At 48.6% G+C, this 15,156-nt stretch carries 12 protein-coding genes; 3 read left to right on the forward strand and 9 right to left on the reverse strand.

All coding sequences use genetic code 11. The features are described from left to right. Window positions 1–3: 3 nt before the first annotated feature. The 3 genes from ACR0QE_RS06670 to ACR0QE_RS06680 all read right to left on the reverse strand — a co-directional run bounded on the left by ACR0QE_RS06670 (window position 4) and on the right by ACR0QE_RS06680 (window position 2,834). Entirely contained in the window at window positions 4–906 is a 903-nt protein-coding gene (locus ACR0QE_RS06670) for a carbohydrate ABC transporter permease (RefSeq protein ID WP_432627583.1), read from the reverse strand. A gap of 46 nt (window positions 907–952) precedes the next feature. Further along, window positions 953–1,279, reverse strand: a complete 327-nt coding sequence (locus tag ACR0QE_RS06675; RefSeq protein ID WP_432627584.1) for a hypothetical protein — start codon at window positions 1,277–1,279, stop codon at window positions 953–955. A 181-nt stretch (window positions 1,280–1,460) separates the two neighbouring features. Then, window positions 1,461–2,834, reverse strand: coding sequence for an ABC transporter substrate-binding protein (locus ACR0QE_RS06680; RefSeq protein ID WP_432627585.1), 1,374 nt, complete (start codon window positions 2,832–2,834; stop codon window positions 1,461–1,463). A gap of 737 nt (window positions 2,835–3,571) precedes the next feature. Here ACR0QE_RS06680 and ACR0QE_RS06685 point away from each other — a divergent pair. Further along, window positions 3,572–4,717, forward strand: coding sequence for a glycoside hydrolase family 88/105 protein (locus ACR0QE_RS06685; RefSeq protein WP_432627586.1), 1,146 nt, complete (start codon window positions 3,572–3,574; stop codon window positions 4,715–4,717). A 316-nt stretch (window positions 4,718–5,033) separates the two neighbouring features. Here the strand turns inward: ACR0QE_RS06685 and ACR0QE_RS06690 are convergent, their stop codons facing one another. Continuing rightward, the gene (locus ACR0QE_RS06690) at window positions 5,034–5,918 is read right to left on the reverse strand and encodes a LysR family transcriptional regulator (RefSeq protein ID WP_432627587.1); all 885 of its coding nucleotides are present in this window, start codon (window positions 5,916–5,918) and stop codon (window positions 5,034–5,036) included. Between the two features lie 285 nt (window positions 5,919–6,203). On the opposite strand from ACR0QE_RS06690, the gene ACR0QE_RS06695 reads away from it, so the two are divergent. Both ACR0QE_RS06695 and ACR0QE_RS06700 read left to right on the forward strand, forming a co-directional pair. Next, window positions 6,204–7,481, forward strand: coding sequence for a serine dehydratase subunit alpha family protein (locus ACR0QE_RS06695; protein ID WP_432627588.1), 1,278 nt, complete (start codon window positions 6,204–6,206; stop codon window positions 7,479–7,481). A 9-nt stretch (window positions 7,482–7,490) separates the two neighbouring features. After that, complete coding sequence (locus tag ACR0QE_RS06700; RefSeq protein ID WP_432627589.1) at window positions 7,491–8,684, forward strand: dicarboxylate/amino acid:cation symporter; 1,194 nt, start codon at window positions 7,491–7,493, stop codon at window positions 8,682–8,684. Between the two features lie 212 nt (window positions 8,685–8,896). Here ACR0QE_RS06700 and hemW read toward each other — a convergent pair whose 3' ends face one another. From hemW to ACR0QE_RS06725, 5 genes are all read right to left on the reverse strand, one after another. Next, window positions 8,897–10,228: a radical SAM family heme chaperone HemW gene (hemW, locus tag ACR0QE_RS06705; RefSeq protein WP_432627590.1), complete on the reverse strand. Its 1,332-nt coding sequence runs from the start codon at window positions 10,226–10,228 to the stop codon at window positions 8,897–8,899. A gap of 51 nt (window positions 10,229–10,279) precedes the next feature. After that, window positions 10,280–12,094 (reverse strand): translation elongation factor 4, encoded by a 1,815-nt coding sequence (gene lepA / locus ACR0QE_RS06710; protein ID WP_432627591.1) that lies wholly within the window; start codon window positions 12,092–12,094, stop codon window positions 10,280–10,282. A gap of 177 nt (window positions 12,095–12,271) precedes the next feature. Next, on the reverse strand, window positions 12,272–13,438 hold the full coding sequence (locus tag ACR0QE_RS06715; RefSeq protein WP_432627592.1) for a stage II sporulation protein P: 1,167 nt from the start codon (window positions 13,436–13,438) through the stop codon (window positions 12,272–12,274). Continuing rightward, entirely contained in the window at window positions 13,431–14,171 is a 741-nt protein-coding gene (gene sigE / locus ACR0QE_RS06720) for an RNA polymerase sporulation sigma factor SigE (RefSeq protein WP_432627605.1), read from the reverse strand. Before sigE ends, ACR0QE_RS06715 begins: the two co-directional genes overlap by 8 nt. Before the next feature lie 2 nt (window positions 14,172–14,173). Beyond that, window positions 14,174–15,043 (reverse strand): sigma-E processing peptidase SpoIIGA, encoded by an 870-nt coding sequence (locus ACR0QE_RS06725; RefSeq protein WP_432627593.1) that lies wholly within the window; start codon window positions 15,041–15,043, stop codon window positions 14,174–14,176. Between the last annotated feature and the right edge of the window lie 113 nt (window positions 15,044–15,156).

Below are 15,156 nucleotides of genomic sequence, written 5' to 3' on the forward strand. Positions count from 1 at the left end.
TTTCTACCTCCCGTCCTCATCCGAATAGTAAACCCATTTCTTCTGGCTGATAAATGCAACTGCGGTCAGCGTCATAACAATGATGAACAGGATCCATGCCTGCGCACTTGCCATACCCATCTTGTGACGAAGGAATGCGTTGTTGTAAATCAACAGGGAAATCAGGGTGGTTGCTCCGTTCGGGCCGCCCTTTGTTACAAGATACGGAGAGTTGAACTCCTGGAATGCCTGGCACAGCTGAGTGATCAGGTTGTAGAAGATTACCGGTGTGATAATCGGAACCGTGATCTTGAAGAACTGTGTCCACTTTCCTGCTCCATCGATGGAAGCTGCCTCATAGAGATCCTGGGATACTCCCTTGAGGGCTGCCAGGAAAATAACCATTGCGGAACCAAACTGCCATACACGCAGCAGAATGATTACAAGAAGTGCAGAGTTTGCACCTGCCATCCAGTTGATCTTTGCGACTCCGAAGAAACCGAGTACGGTGTTGATCAGACCGTCCGTGTTGAAGATTGCTCTCCACAGAATTGCGATTGCAATCGATCCGCCAAGGATGGACGGAATATAGTATGCGGTACGGAAAAAGTTTACACCCTTCAGTTTGAAGTTCAGGATGTAGGCGATGAACAGCGCGAAGATAAGCTTCAGCGGCACATCAAAAATTGCATATTTAAAAGTTACGGCGAATGCCCGGATGATATCACTGTCAGTAAAGATCTTCTGATAGTTCATCACGCCGGTCTTGGTGATGCCGGTAAACAAATCATAGTTCGTAAAGCTGTAATACAGCGAGGATGCAAACGGATATACCTTAAAGATAATAAATCCGATCAACCACGGCACTATGAATAAGAAACCTGCATTCTCAGCTAACGTCTTACTGAAACTGCTTTTGTTCTGCATACGGTTACCTCCCGCTCATGGTAATTTACTATACTTACATTTCTTTTTACTCAACCAGCCACGCATATTTCTCCGGCAAAATGGCACCTTCTCTTCCTGCCATTTCCACCACATATGCCAGACGGCTTCTCATCGACTCTTCCGGAAATTCCTTCTCCATTCCGACTTCCCGGCAGATTCGTCTGATTCGCTGCAGCTGCCCCTTTAAGATGTCGCAGAGGGCCTTGTAATGTTCAAAAATTTCTTCCGACATTGCATCGATCGTGTCCGCAAGCAGAACCAGCTGGTCTAAATCCAGATCCCCAAGGCTCTGAAAATACTTTACGATCTCTGCATAATTTGCCTTATCTTTTACGGCTTCTCTTACATCCATTCCTAAATTCCTTCTGCTGCCCGTTTCGGGCCCTTTCCTTATCGAAGCCGCCAAATCAAATCTCTTGGCGGCCTCTCCATGTAGTCAGGTTCTTTATTTATGTCGTCGAGCCATCGGCTTCATCAGCGTCAGCTCTCCAACCTTCCAATCCGGCTTTTTCTCGAATCTCAGATCTCAGATTTTAGTTTCCAAGAACCTCGTTTACACCATCAGCCAGCTGCTTTGCTGCTGCTGCGCTGTCGATGTCGCCCGCGCTCAGCTTGCTGAATACTTTGTAGTAAACGCCATCCGGGTTTGCCTTCAGGTCGTTGTGCTCGAACTTCGGATCCAGAGCGAACTTGTTGTGTGCCATAACAGCTGCGTTTGCCTTCTTAACCAGCTCGTTTCCAAGACCCTTCTCATCAAGAACTTTCAGAGCCTCTGCGGAACACGGAATTCCTCTCTCAGTACCGATGATCTCGATACCCTCCGGATCGTTCAGCATGTAGTTCATCAGAGCTGCTGCTGCTTCCGGATGCTCAGACTTTGCAGAGATTGCAAATGCCATGGAGATCTTGGTGAAACCACCATCGTGATCGCCAAACTTCACGAAATCACCCTGTACGAACTCCTGGTTCGGCTTATCGGTAGACTCAACAATTGCCTTCTGGAACTTGCTTGCGGAAGAATCCCACTCGTAGATACCAGCATATACACCGTTGATCCACTTTGCATTCTTATCCAGGGAGTCAGCCATATCGCCTGCGATCGTAGCGATCGTCGGGATAACGTGATTCTCCTCCAGCTTGGTAATGAAGTCCATACCGCTCTGAATCTCTTCCTCGGTGTACTGAAGCTCACCGTTCTCTACCCAGTTCTTACCATATACAGACTCCAGATAGTAAACAAGGAAGATTGCACGGTCATACTCACCGAGTGCTAACGGATAGTAATCCTCGTTGTAAGCCTTGAATTTTGTTCCTGCTTCAAGCAGAGAAGCCTCATCGGTCGGGATATCGCATCCAACCTCATCAAAAGTGGTCTTGTTCCAGTAGAACAGACGGCCGGTCATTGCGATCGGAACTGCCATCAGCTTTCCGTCAACGGTACACTGTGCAAGTGCATCCTCCGGGAACTGGGACAGATCAATGATGTCTGCGTACTGATTCAGGTCTGCGAAGTTGGTTCCGTTATTGGAATAGGAATCAATCCAGTTCCAGTTGATCTGCATCAGATCTGCGGAGTTGCCGCCCAGAATATTTAAGGACTGCTTCTCCTCCCAGCCGGACCATGCGCCGTACTCCGGGCTTACGGTTACGCTCGGATACTTTGCCTGGAAAGCTTCGATTGCCTTCTCAGTTGCCTCGTGTCTGGAATCTCCGCCCCACCAGGAAAAGGTGATGTCACCGGAAATGTCCCCAGAATTTCCGCCCTCTGCTGCGCTGCCGTTCTCACCAGCTGCCTTGGTGTCAGCTGCTGCGGTAGTCTCACTCTTGCTGCTTCCGCCGCATCCTACCAGAGAAATTGCGGTAACGGAGGCCATTGCCAGTGCTGCTGCTCTCTTCATGTTTTTCATAAGAAACTTCTCCCTTTCTTTTATTTGCCAGACTTGCCAGCCTCTCTCTTTCTGTCACGATTCTGTCTGTATGCAAAGGTTTGCAAGTTTTGGCTAAAATTTTATGCATTCCCGATTTTGTAAGCGGTTACATTTTTATCTTAGAAAAATCGTTCCTGCATATCTCTTGTGATGTTTCAATAATAACACACTTCCCTGCATCCGTCAATTAGCCATTATGACTAGTTTGCCATTTTTATTTTGTGCACCATACACAATTTCTTTTCTGCCCGATTTATGTTAAGATGATAGTAATTGCAAACGTTTTCACGCTTTTAACCAAATAATTCTTTATAAAGGAATCTTCTATTGTGATTTTTTTGTCATACAGGGCAAATCCTGCCGTTCTTACTGTTTTTCCGTACTCTGCCGGTATTTTTTCGGCTGTTTACAGATATTGTAAAACAAATATTGCAGATGAACGGGCAGCCGCAGTACGACCTTGATATCTGACCCGCGCAAATCGACTCAAAGAAACCAGACCTTCCAGATTTTTATTTCAAAAAAATATAGAAGAATAAAATATAGAAGAAAGAAATGGGATTAAAGAAGAAATGAAAATGGAAATAGAAAAATGAAAAGGAACAGAAAATAGAACAAATAAGAAATAGAACAAACTAAGAAAAAATAAGAAAAGAAATAAAATTAAAAAAATAAAGAAAATCTAAGAAAGATAAAGAAGAAAGGAACTTATTACCATGAAAATTCTTGACCGCTACATCGATCAGCTTTTGGAAAAGAGCAGCCCTACCAGACCGATCTGGAATATTGAGAAGATCCGCCAGGGTGCAAAGCCTTCCTGGAACTACATGGACGGCTGCATGATCAAGGCAATTTTAGAGCTCTACCACATCACGAAGAAACAGGAATATCTCGACTTTGCAGACCGCTTCATCGATTATTTTGTTGAGGATGATGGCTCGATCCACTCCTACAATCCGGATGAGCACAATCTCGACAATGTAAATGCGGGAAAAACTCTCTTTGATCTGTATGAGTTGACCGGCAAGGAAAAATACCGCCGTGCAATCGATACCGTGTACAGCCAGTTAAAGACTCAGCCACGCACTTCCACCGGAAATTTCTGGCACAAGAAAATCTACCCGAACCAGATCTGGCTCGATGGTCTTTACATGGCGCAGCCGTTTTACATGCAGTATGAGATCACCTACAACAATGAGGCAAACTGCAAAGACAGCTACCAGCAGTTCATCAATGTCTACAATCTGATGAGAGATCTGCGAAACGGTCTGTACTACCACGCTTACGACGATTCGAGAGAATCCTTCTGGTGCGACAAGGTGACCGGATTATCCGATAACTTCTGGCTGCGCGCACTCGGCTGGTATGCAATGGCGCTGATCGACACGATGGAAGTTATGCCGGAGGAGACACTCGGCGGGGAGAAGAAAGAGATGAACCGCATTTACAAGGAGCTCATCGACGCGATGCTTCCGTATCAGGATGAGAAGACCGGTATGTGGTATCAGGTTGTAAACCGCGGCGGCATCCGCCCGAATTACCTTGAAACTTCCGGATCCGCAATCTTTGCATACGCCATTATGAAGAGCGTGCGTCTCGGCTTCCTCGACGATTCCTATTTTGCATATGGAAAGAAAGCTTTTGACGGAATCTGTGAGACTTACCTCTCCGAGGAAGACGGCGAACTCCAGCTTGGCGGAATCTGCCTTGTCGCAGGTCTTGGAAATAAGCAGATGCGCGAGGGAACCTTTGACTATTACATGCGCGAGCCGATCGTAAAGAATGAGGCGAAAGGCGTTGCTCCTCTGATTCTGGCTTATATTGAGCTGATGTTCCATGAGAAGAAGAGCGAGAATGCGTAAAATAAAATACATACGGCTCCGATGACGGGAAAAGTTCTGCAAACTCGCTCTCGCTCCGGGTTCTGCGTAACGGTGCATAAGGTCGCAAACTACGCGACCTAAACACCGACGCCTCACACGGGTTTGCAGCAACTTTCCCGATCTCGGAGCCTGTTTTCTGCCTAACCATCACAATTTTCTATCCGTCTGTGAACTACTCGGTCATTAAATGGCCGAGCATTCCCGCTTAGATGTCCTAAAATTTAAACTTTTCATTTTTTCTCAAAATATCAGTATTACAAAAAAGCACATATACTGAAAAAATCTCCTGCATCCCCTATTTCCACTCCTCTGCCAATTCAAAAAACGCCTGCATCTGACGCGTCACCCACTTGTCCCTGTGATAAAAAATCTGTCGCCATGTCTGCATGTGAAACTCCTTCACTTTCAGCTCTGTCAGCGTATGATTTTCCAGTTCTTTTCGGATTGTAAATTCCGGCAAAAATGAGATTCCCATATTTTTGAGAAGCATCTGGATGATAAATTCTGTGTTTCCAATCTCCAGAAACGGGCAAATTGTGCGGTCTGTCGCCGCGAGATACTGTTCTAAAATGTAGCGGTAACTCGCATTTTTCTCAGTCAGGAGAAATGGAAAATCAAGCACTTCATCGAGATCAAGCTCTCTGTCTGCTCTTGCAAGCTCATGTGCGGAGGATGCCACAAAAATGTTGCGCTCCGGAATCTCAAGAATCTTGTGCCAGCGCTGATCATAGATCCGCCGGTCGAGAAGATAAACCAGATCGATCTTGTTCTCATTCATGCGCTCAAGCAGTTCCTCCGGCGACTCTGTGACAATACTGATTGCGACCTGAGGATAAAGACGGTGATATTCTGCAAGCAGTTCCGGAAAAATTGATGCGCAGATCGACTCGATCGTTCCGAGGCAGAGCTGACCGCTCAGTTCATCTTTCTCCGTCAGCGCCTCGCGTGCCTGATCGACGCTTCGCATGATTTCCAGAGCATGGCGGTAAAAAATACTGCCCTGTTCCGTCAGAGAAATCTTTTTCCCGATTCGATCAAATAAGGTCACGCCAAGTTCTTTCTCCAGCTGTTTGATCTGGATCGTCACTGCTGCCTGAGAATATCCAAGCGCTTTCGCCGCCTTTGAGAAACTCTGCTGCTGTGCGATCAGCAAAAATGTGTTGATCTCCCGAAATTCCATTCTTTTCCTGTCCCCCACTCTCTTTTTCCAAGATTCCACTCCCGGCAAAACACATTCCAGATTTTTCCCTTGCGGTTTACCCGGTAACTTGTTATGATCTTATTTGACCCTGTTTTACACAAACATGTGTTTCGACGAGAATTTTATCGTTAAATTATTTTTAACGATATATTAAAATCTTTAAATTTTACATTTGTATCCCTTTATGCTACGATATTTTTATCAATAAGGCAAGCCGTAAGATAAAAGATCAAATAATTTTACACAACAAAGGGGGATACCAGGATGGACAGATCCAATCCGCGTTATCACGCATACGTCCAGATCCTGAAAGAGGAACTGATTCCGGCAATGGGATGTACCGAACCGATTGCCCTGGCTTATGCAGGCGCAATTGCCCGGCAGACACTCGGGGAACTTCCTGACAGAGTGACGGTCCAGGCAAGCGGAAGCATCATTAAAAATGTAAAATCGGTCATCGTTCCAAATACCGATCATCTGAAAGGAATCGATGCGGCAGTCTCTGCCGGAATCGTTGCAGGAGATCCTGACAAACAGCTTGAGGTCATCGCAAATGTGACTCCCCAGCAGATTCAGGAGATGAAAGATTTTTTGGAACGTGTTCCGATTGAGATCGAGCACATCGACAAGGGATGTACGTTTGACATCGTTGTGATCGTACACCACAAAGAAGAATATGCAAAAGTCCGGATTGCAAACTACCACACAAATGTCGTTCTGATTGAGAAGAATGGAAAGATTCTTGAGCAGGCAAGCGTTTCCGGAGACAGCGAGGAAGGACTCACCGACCGCAATCTGCTCGATATGGAACATATCTGGGATTTTGCCATGAGTGTCGAGATCGATGAGGTAAAGTCTCTGCTTGACCAGCAGATTTCCTGCAATATGACGATTGCTGAGGAAGGACTCAAAAATAATTACGGCGCAAATATCGGCAAAGTGCTCCTGGCGATGGATGATGACAATGTGCGTGTCAAGGCGAAGGCAATGGCTGCCGCCGGTTCTGACGCACGAATGAATGGCTGTGAACTTCCGGTTGTGATCAACTCGGGAAGCGGAAATCAGGGCATCACAACCTCCGTTCCCGTTATCGTCTATGCCAAGGAACTTCATGCCGGTGAAGAAAAACTTTACCGCGCACTGACACTTGCAAATCTGACAACGATCCATGTCAAGACGCCGATTGGACGACTCTCTGCATATTGCGGGGCTGTCGGCGCCGGTGCCGGCGCCGGTGCCGGAATCGCTTATCTCTGTGGTGGGGGCTACAAGGAAGTGATCCATACGGTTGTCAATGCTCTTGCGATTGTATCAGGCATTGTCTGCGACGGTGCAAAGGCATCCTGTGCCGCAAAGATCGCTTCCGCAGTCGATGCCGGAATTCTCGGCTACAACATGTATATCCGCGGCCAGCAGTTCTACGGCGGTGACGGAATTGTGTCAAATGGGGTTGAAAACACACTGAAAAACATTGGTCGTCTTGGAAAGGAGGGAATGAAAGAGACGAACGACGAAATCATCAAAATTATGATTGGAGAATAGGAGATAGGTATGAAAAAGATTACAGGCAGTCTGCCATTTAAGCTTCTTCTTGGGGTTATCCTCGGTATCCTTGCAGGTCAGGTCGCGGGGGAAGGCCTGATGAACATTGTTGTGACATTCAAATATATTTTGAATCAGGTTATTGTCTTCTGCGTTCCGCTCATCATCATCGGATTCATCGCTCCGTCGATCACACGTCTCGGAAATAACGCTTCCAAGATGCTCGGCGTTGCTGTCACAATCGCGTATGTGTCCTCTCTCGGTGCGGCACTTTTTTCCATGTTTGCCGGATATGGACTGATTCCTCATCTTTCCATCGCTGCGGATGTGGAAGGACTGAAAGAACTTCCGGACATTGTATTTAAACTGGATATTCCGCAGATTATGCCCGTTATGAGTGCGCTCGTCTTCTCGATGCTTCTCGGCATCGCCGCAACCTGGACAAAGGCGAAAGTCATCACGGAAGTGCTCGAAGAGTTCCAGAAAATTGTACTTGAGGTTGTCACCCGCGTTGTCATCCCGATCCTGCCGATCTTCATCGCCCTGACTTTCTGCGCTCTCTCCTACGAGGGAACAATCACCAAACAGCTTCCTGTTTTCCTTCAGGTCGTTATCATCGTTATGATCGGTCACTACATCTGGCTTGCGCTGCTGTACGGAATCGGCGGTGCCTACTCCGGCAAGAACCCGATGAGCGTTCTCGGAAACTACGGCCCGGCTTACATCACGGCTGTCGGCACGATGTCCTCCGCTGCCACCCTGGCAGTCGCTCTGCGCTGTGCAAAGAAATCTGAGCCGGCTCTGCGCGATGACATGGTAGATTTCGGCATCCCGTTATTTGCCAATATTCACCTTTGCGGCTCTGTTTTGACAGAGGTCTTCTTTGTCATGACCGTTTCCAAGATTCTGTACGGAACTCTTCCGTCCCTCGGAACGATGATTCTCTTCTGTGCCCTGCTCGGCGTATTTGCAATCGGCGCTCCCGGTGTACCGGGCGGTACGGTTATGGCCTCCCTCGGCTTAATCACCGGTGTTCTCGGCTTTGACGAGACCGGAACCGCTCTGATGCTGACAATCTTCGCACTTCAGGACAGCTTCGGTACTGCCTGCAACGTGACCGGAGACGGCGCACTCACGATGATCCTGACCGGATTTGCCGAACGCCACGGCATTAAGAGACAGAAAATTGAAAATATTCTGTAACGCAGCATTTTTTATTTCACAAGACGCAATTTCTTATAAAACGAAAGACTTATAAAGTGAAAAACAGGTGGTGTCACAAGATCGTTAAATCAAAGAATCCAACGATCTTGTGGCATCACCTGTCTGTATTTCTGCTGTTATTCCATTTTTTCAAGTCGACGCAAGCATCGACCTGGCGCGTGATTCCGGTCAGCCTTGCCGGCATCTTCTACTCAGTCATCGAGCAGAAATTCACTCAGAACCACATTGCTGACGTCAATTCCAAGGTCGCTCAAACGCACCGAAGTGCCATCGAAAATGAGCAGGCCCTGATCTTTCAGTTTCTGCATCGCTTTTCCGTAGACATTCCACATATTGAGTCCAAACCGGTCGTAGAAATCACTTCCGGAAACTCCGCGCATCATCCGGAGTCCGAGGAACATGAATTCTTCCATCTGCTCTTTCTTTGAGATCTCCTGAATGTCCTGCGCCGCTGCCCCCGGCTCTCTCAAGTTCATCGACAGATATTCTTTCAGATCCGTCGTATTGTGATAACGGTATCCAAAGGTATACGAGGAAGCGCCGAGTCCGAGTCCAAGATACTCGACACCGGTCCAGTATCCAATATTATGTCTGCACTCAAATCCCGGTCTCGCGTAGTTGGAAATCTCATAACGTCGGTATCCCTGAAGCGCCATGAGCTCCTTTGTCAGATGGTACATCTCGCGATCCGTCTCCTCATCCGGGAGATCCGGAAGCGGAACTGCATTGAGTTGCGGCCATGCGCGGCGGTTAAGCCCTGCCTGACCATTGAGGATCCCACTTCCGTCGAGCGCTGCCTTCTCGGACTCCGGGGAATCCGGAATCTGGATGTTGACATTCTTGCAGTCCGCAAGATGTCTTCCGCCCTTCTCATCGCCGTAGCGCTCATAGAACGGAGTTCCCTCCTCAATAATCAGACTGTATGCGGAGATATGCTCCGGCTTGAGCATCATCACTTTCTTCAGTGTGCTCTTCCAGGAGTGGAGATCCTGCCCCGGAAGCGCAGACATCAGATCGATGTTGATATTTTTGAATCCTGCCTGTCTCGCACGCTGATAGCTCTTTAAGAACTCATCATAAGAGTGAATTCGTCCTAAATATTTTAACTCTTCATCATCCGCAGACTGCAATCCGATGCTCAGGCGATTGATTCCGCTCTGGCGGTAGATCTCTAACTTCTCCATCGTGAGCGTTCCGGGATTTGCCTCAATCGTCACCTCTGCATCAGGAGAAACATTAAAACAGGAGTGGATCACCGCAAACAGTTCCTCGATCAGTTCCGGTGGGAGAATCGACGGAGTTCCTCCGCCGACAAAGATCGTGTCCACCTGATAATCGGCAAAACTGCCGCTCTGACCGTAAATCTCCTCGATCAGCTTCTCCACATATCCCTGATAACTGCGCTCCGGTGCCGAAAAAGACAAAAAGTCACAGTATGCACACTTGCGGATACAGAATGGAATGTGAATGTACAATTCCAGCTTTTTCTTTTTATTCGTTTCGTTATTACCCTTGTTATCCATAGTCTCTTATTTCCACTTTCCGGACATCTCTACGAAAGCCTTCCCCCTGCTCTACTCGTTGTCCAGCTTCAGCACGCTCATAAACGCCTTCTGCGGAATCTCTACATTTCCGACCTGGCGCATGCGCTTCTTTCCTTCCTTCTGCTTCTCAAGCAGCTTCTTCTTTCGGCTGATATCACCGCCATAGCACTTTGCAAGCACATCCTTGCGCATTGCCTTGACTGTCTCACGCGCAATGATCTTGCCGCCGACAGCCGCCTGAATCGGGATCTCAAACAGATGACGCGGAATCTCATCCTTGAGCTTCTCACACATCTTGCGTCCGCGTTCATAGGCAGAACCAGAGAAGACGATGAAGGACAGGGCATCTACCTCTTCCTTGTTGATCAGGATATCCAGTTTTACAAGCTCGGACTGCTCATAGCCCTTGAGCTCATAGTCAAATGATGCATAACCGCGGGAGCGGGATTTCAGTGCATCAAAGAAATCATAGATGATCTCGTTGAGCGGAAGGTCATACTTGAGAAGCGCACGTCCGCCCTCAATGTACTCCGTATCCTTGTAAATGCCGCGTCGTTCCTGACACAGCGTCATGATCGCACCGACAAACTCCGTCGTCACCATGATCTCTGCGCTCACAACCGGCTCTTCCATATACTCGATCTCGGACGGATCCGGCATATTTGACGGGTTCGTCAGGTCAATAACCTCTCCGTTCTTCTTGTGTACCCGGTACACAACGCTCGGTGCCGTCGTCACAAGATCAAGATTGTACTCACGCTCTAAGCGCTCCTGAATGATCTCAAGATGCAGAAGACCGAGGAAACCACAGCGGAAACCAAATCCGAGTGCGATCGAGGTCTCCGGCTCAAAGAACAGGGACGCATCGTTGAGCTGAAGTTTCTCAAGGGCATCACGCAGGTCGTTGTAGCGCGCGCCGTCCGCCGGATACAGACCACAGTAAACCATCGGCGTTACCTTCTTGTAACCCGGAAGCGGGCTCTCACACGGTCTGTCCGCATCGGTGATCGTATCTCCGACTCTCGTATCCTTCACGTTTTTGATGCTGGCGGTGATATAGCCTACCATACCGGCAGAAAGCTCCTCACACGGAATAAACTGACCTGCACCAAAGTATCCAACCTCTACAACCTCTTCTTCCGCTCCGGTTGCCATCATGCGGATCTTCGTTCCCTTCTTCACGGAACCCTCACGGACACGGCAGAAAATGATAACGCCCTTGTAAGAATCATACAAAGAGTCGAAAATCAATGCCTGAAGCGGTGCCTCCGGATCTCCCTCCGGTGCCGGAATCTTGTGAACGATTGCCTCGAGCACATCCTCGACATTGAGTCCGGTCTTTGCGGAAATCCGTGGTGCATCGTGTGCCTCAAGACCGATCACATCCTCAATCTCACTTGCAACCCAGTCCGGGCGCGCACTCGGAAGATCGACTTTATTGATTACCGGGAAAACCTCCAGATCGTGATCGAGCGCCAGATACACATTTGCAAGTGTCTGTGCCTCAATTCCCTGAGCCGCATCAACGACAAGAATCGCTCCGTCGCAGGCTGCAAGGCTTCTCGATACCTCATAGTTAAAATCGACGTGTCCAGGTGTGTCAATCAGGTTGAAAATATACTCCTCGCCATCCTTCGCGCGGTAGACGGTCCGCACCGCCTGAGACTTGATTGTGATTCCTCTCTCTCTCTCCAAATCCATATTGTCGAGAACCTGAGACTGCATCTCTCTGCTCGTCAGAAGACCTGTCATCTCAATGATTCGATCTGCCAGTGTAGATTTGCCGTGGTCAATATGTGCGATAATACAGAAATTGCGGATCTTGCTCTGGTCCATTACTGCCATAAAAAATATTCCTCTCTCTCGTACTGCCTGTGCCCGCTCCCATCTGATAAATGGGAGCTCACTCTAATGTCAAGCCGACGCTTGCGGCGACTTGGCGCGTGATTCTTATCAGCTCTGCTGACATCTTCCACTCAGAATCACTGCACATCCTTTCTGAGTTATAATCATAGCATTTTTTCATTTTCCTTGCAACACCATATCCAAAACTTCCGCCAGCACTCCCATCGCATTCACAGCCTCCTCCCCGGTATTTGTCTGGGCGCCGACCTCAATCAGGGCTGATCTCGGGCACACATGGAGATTGTAGCGGAGACTCTTTAAATAAATCTTTCGCGCAAACCCCGGCGCACTCTGCGCGGCGGCAAGCTGAAGCTGAAAACTGAAAGCCAGATTTTCCTTTAAATACGGATTGGGCAGATAATCGATCGGCCCGTCCGAGGTCCGGCTCATCCCCTGAAAAAACATGATGTTTGCCGTCGGTTTCCCGTCAATTTCTGTGACAAGCCGGACATTCTCAGCCACTCCGTCCCGATGCACATCGAGAACAACCTGAATCGTCGGATTTGCCTTTAGAATCCTCGTAATCCCACTGAGTGCATAAGTGTAAGCACGGCTGCGGTCAAGACTTCCTCCCTCCATGTCATACGGGGTTGTATCGTGGATGACATTCCATCCCCGCTCCCGCAAAAGTTCCGCAAAGATCTCCCCGATTGCCGTCACCCGCGCGGAAGGATTTCCAGGTCCAAAATCCCGATAAGTCTCCTGCGAATGTGTGTGATAGATCAAAATCTGGGGTACCGAAGCGTCCTGCTCCAACGCCAGATCGGTATCAAGAAAGGCATTCACATTCATCAGATCCGGCTGTGCCGTCGTCGAGGAATGAACGATATAGAAATTTTTCATCATCGTCTCATAGTCGGCAAATACCTCTCTCGCCTCCTGAAAGCGCTGTTCTTTTTTCTCTGTCCCATTTTCCCTCTCCGCACCACCCTCCGTTTTCTCCCCATGATTCAAGTCCTCGATCTTCTCTCCTTGCTCTTCTGCCGCACCATGCTCTGCTCCATCCGCACGGATTTCCTTTTGATCCGGATTCCCCTCATCCGCACGTTCCGTCGTCCCGTCACTCCATTTATCCGGATCAGAGGGCAGACTGCGAGAAAGATCAGAAGACAAAAACAGGTATCCGTATGTATCATACGCATACCTGTATCTCTGATAAACAGCATAGGCGGGATCCTTTCCACTCTGCCACGGCATTGCCACCGCCGGCTCTGCCGCGGGAAAACGCAGCTGGATCAGTGCCAGAAACAACATGGAGAGTGCCTGCGCCACCCATTCACTCAAAACGGACAATTTCCTTTTTCAGACGCTTCATAATCTTCTTCTCGAGTCTGGATATGTACGACTGCGAAATTCCCATCAGATCTGCAACCTCTTTCTGCGTCATCTCCGCCCCCTCAGCATTCTTAAGTCCGTAGCGAAGCTCCACGATCTTCTGCTCTCTGGGGCTCAGCTTTCCGACTGCGGCTTTTAAAAGCTCCTTCTCCGTCTCATCCTCAAGTCCCCGGTAAATCACATCCTCATCCGTTCCCAGAATATCCGAAAGAAGAAGTTCGTTCCCGTCCCAGTCGACATTGAGCGGTTCATCAATCGAGACTTCGAGCCGCGTCTTGTTGTTGCGCCTCAAATACATCAGAATCTCATTTTCAATGCATCGGGATGCATACGTCGCCAATTTGATGTTTTTATCGGGATTAAAGGTGTTGATTGCCTTGATCAGACCGATTGTCCCGATCGAAATCAGATCCTCCACCCCGACACAGGTGTTGTCAAATTTTTTTGCAATGTAGACGACGAGGCGCAGATTATGCTCAATCAGCTCCGCTCTCGCCTCCCGCTCCTCCTCCGTTCCGAGACGTGAGATCACCTCTGCCTCCCGCTTCGCATCGAGTGGTGCCGGAAGAATATCCGCCCCGCCGATATAGTGGATTTCTCCCTGTCTCTGCCAGAGCATTGTTGTGAATGTCGGAACCGCCTTAAACTGAAATCGATTGGAAACTGCAACCTTTACTACCATTCTCATATCCTCCCTCTCATCCCGAAATATTTTTTGTGAGCCGTAACCATCCTTTTACTTTCACTTTCTCCATTCAGCAGCATCTCGTATTCCCCCTGTGGGGAGAGCGGCTCTCTGCTCAGTGCGATCCACGGATGACAGACGCGAAAAATCAGCTGCCCCTGTCTGCGCACCTCCATCTCATCCATCCGAATTCCTGGAATCAGCCCCCGGCTTTGTCCGACACTCGAAAACGGAATGTAGATCACCCCTGAGATCTGCTCACAGAATCCCCGGCATGCCCGCGCATCCATGACATGAACCGGCTGATTCCCATAAGGCTCCCGCAGTCGGTTCCCGGTGTCGAAAAGTGCCCGAATCGTCTTCTTCTTTCCCCGGTACTTTAGCGTCACCTCATAAAACAGTCGGCCGTTTCCAAGCAGATGCAGAGCAAGTCTGCCGATCATCAAACCGAGAAGCACAAGCACACCGCCCGCTCCGATCACGATGATCGCCGTCATGTGATCCGAAAATTCTCCTCCTGACACAAGCGTGACTGCTCCGGCAGTCATCATCGCAGCCGCCAGAAGGGAAAGCACCCGGCACAGAAAAAATGCAACTTTCTGATATCCGAAGGCAATCCGAACCATTCCGGCGCTCACAAGGATCCCCATAACCATCTGTTTTGCACGCGGCAATCTCCCTCCTGCACAGACCGCCAAACACGCAAAACCTGCACCAAACCCTGCTGCGGCAATGATACGAGCTGCTTTTTTGAAATTCCATTCACCTGTCGAAATGCCGCTCCACACTCCAATCTGTTCACACAGAAGAAGAACGATCAGATCCATCACCAGATTCAGAAAAAAGAACAAATCCAGATAAAGGACCATGCCAGCCACTCCCCCAAGGTGTTCGGAATGTGTTTGATTATACCCATTTTCACAAAAAATTTTTGTCAAACAGAGGGTAGAAACTTCCTTTTTTGCACGACAAAAAAAGACAG

The sequence above is a fragment of the Brotaphodocola sp. genome (assembly GCF_050873065.1).
In the GTDB taxonomy this organism is placed as follows: Bacteria; Bacillota; Clostridia; order Lachnospirales; family Lachnospiraceae; genus Brotaphodocola.

Coding starts and splice junctions, on each gene's coding strand:
- ACR0QE_RS06725 (WP_432627593.1), bottom strand. CDS start 15,043: ATGGTCCTTTATCTGGATTTGTTCTTTTTTCTGAATCTGGTGATGGAT.
- ACR0QE_RS06685 (WP_432627586.1), top strand. CDS start 3,572: ATGAAAATTCTTGACCGCTACATCGATCAGCTTTTGGAAAAGAGCAGC.
- ACR0QE_RS06670 (WP_432627583.1), bottom strand. CDS start 906: ATGCAGAACAAAAGCAGTTTCAGTAAGACGTTAGCTGAGAATGCAGGT.
- ACR0QE_RS06700 (WP_432627589.1), top strand. CDS start 7,491: ATGAAAAAGATTACAGGCAGTCTGCCATTTAAGCTTCTTCTTGGGGTT.
- ACR0QE_RS06680 (WP_432627585.1), bottom strand. CDS start 2,834: ATGAAAAACATGAAGAGAGCAGCAGCACTGGCAATGGCCTCCGTTACC.
- ACR0QE_RS06690 (WP_432627587.1), bottom strand. CDS start 5,918: ATGGAATTTCGGGAGATCAACACATTTTTGCTGATCGCACAGCAGCAG.
- ACR0QE_RS06675 (WP_432627584.1), bottom strand. CDS start 1,279: ATGGATGTAAGAGAAGCCGTAAAAGATAAGGCAAATTATGCAGAGATC.
- hemW (WP_432627590.1), bottom strand. CDS start 10,228: ATGGATAACAAGGGTAATAACGAAACGAATAAAAAGAAAAAGCTGGAA.
- sigE (WP_432627605.1), bottom strand. CDS start 14,171: ATGGTAGTAAAGGTTGCAGTTTCCAATCGATTTCAGTTTAAGGCGGTT.
- lepA (WP_432627591.1), bottom strand. CDS start 12,094: ATGGCAGTAATGGACCAGAGCAAGATCCGCAATTTCTGTATTATCGCA.
- ACR0QE_RS06695 (WP_432627588.1), top strand. CDS start 6,204: ATGGACAGATCCAATCCGCGTTATCACGCATACGTCCAGATCCTGAAA.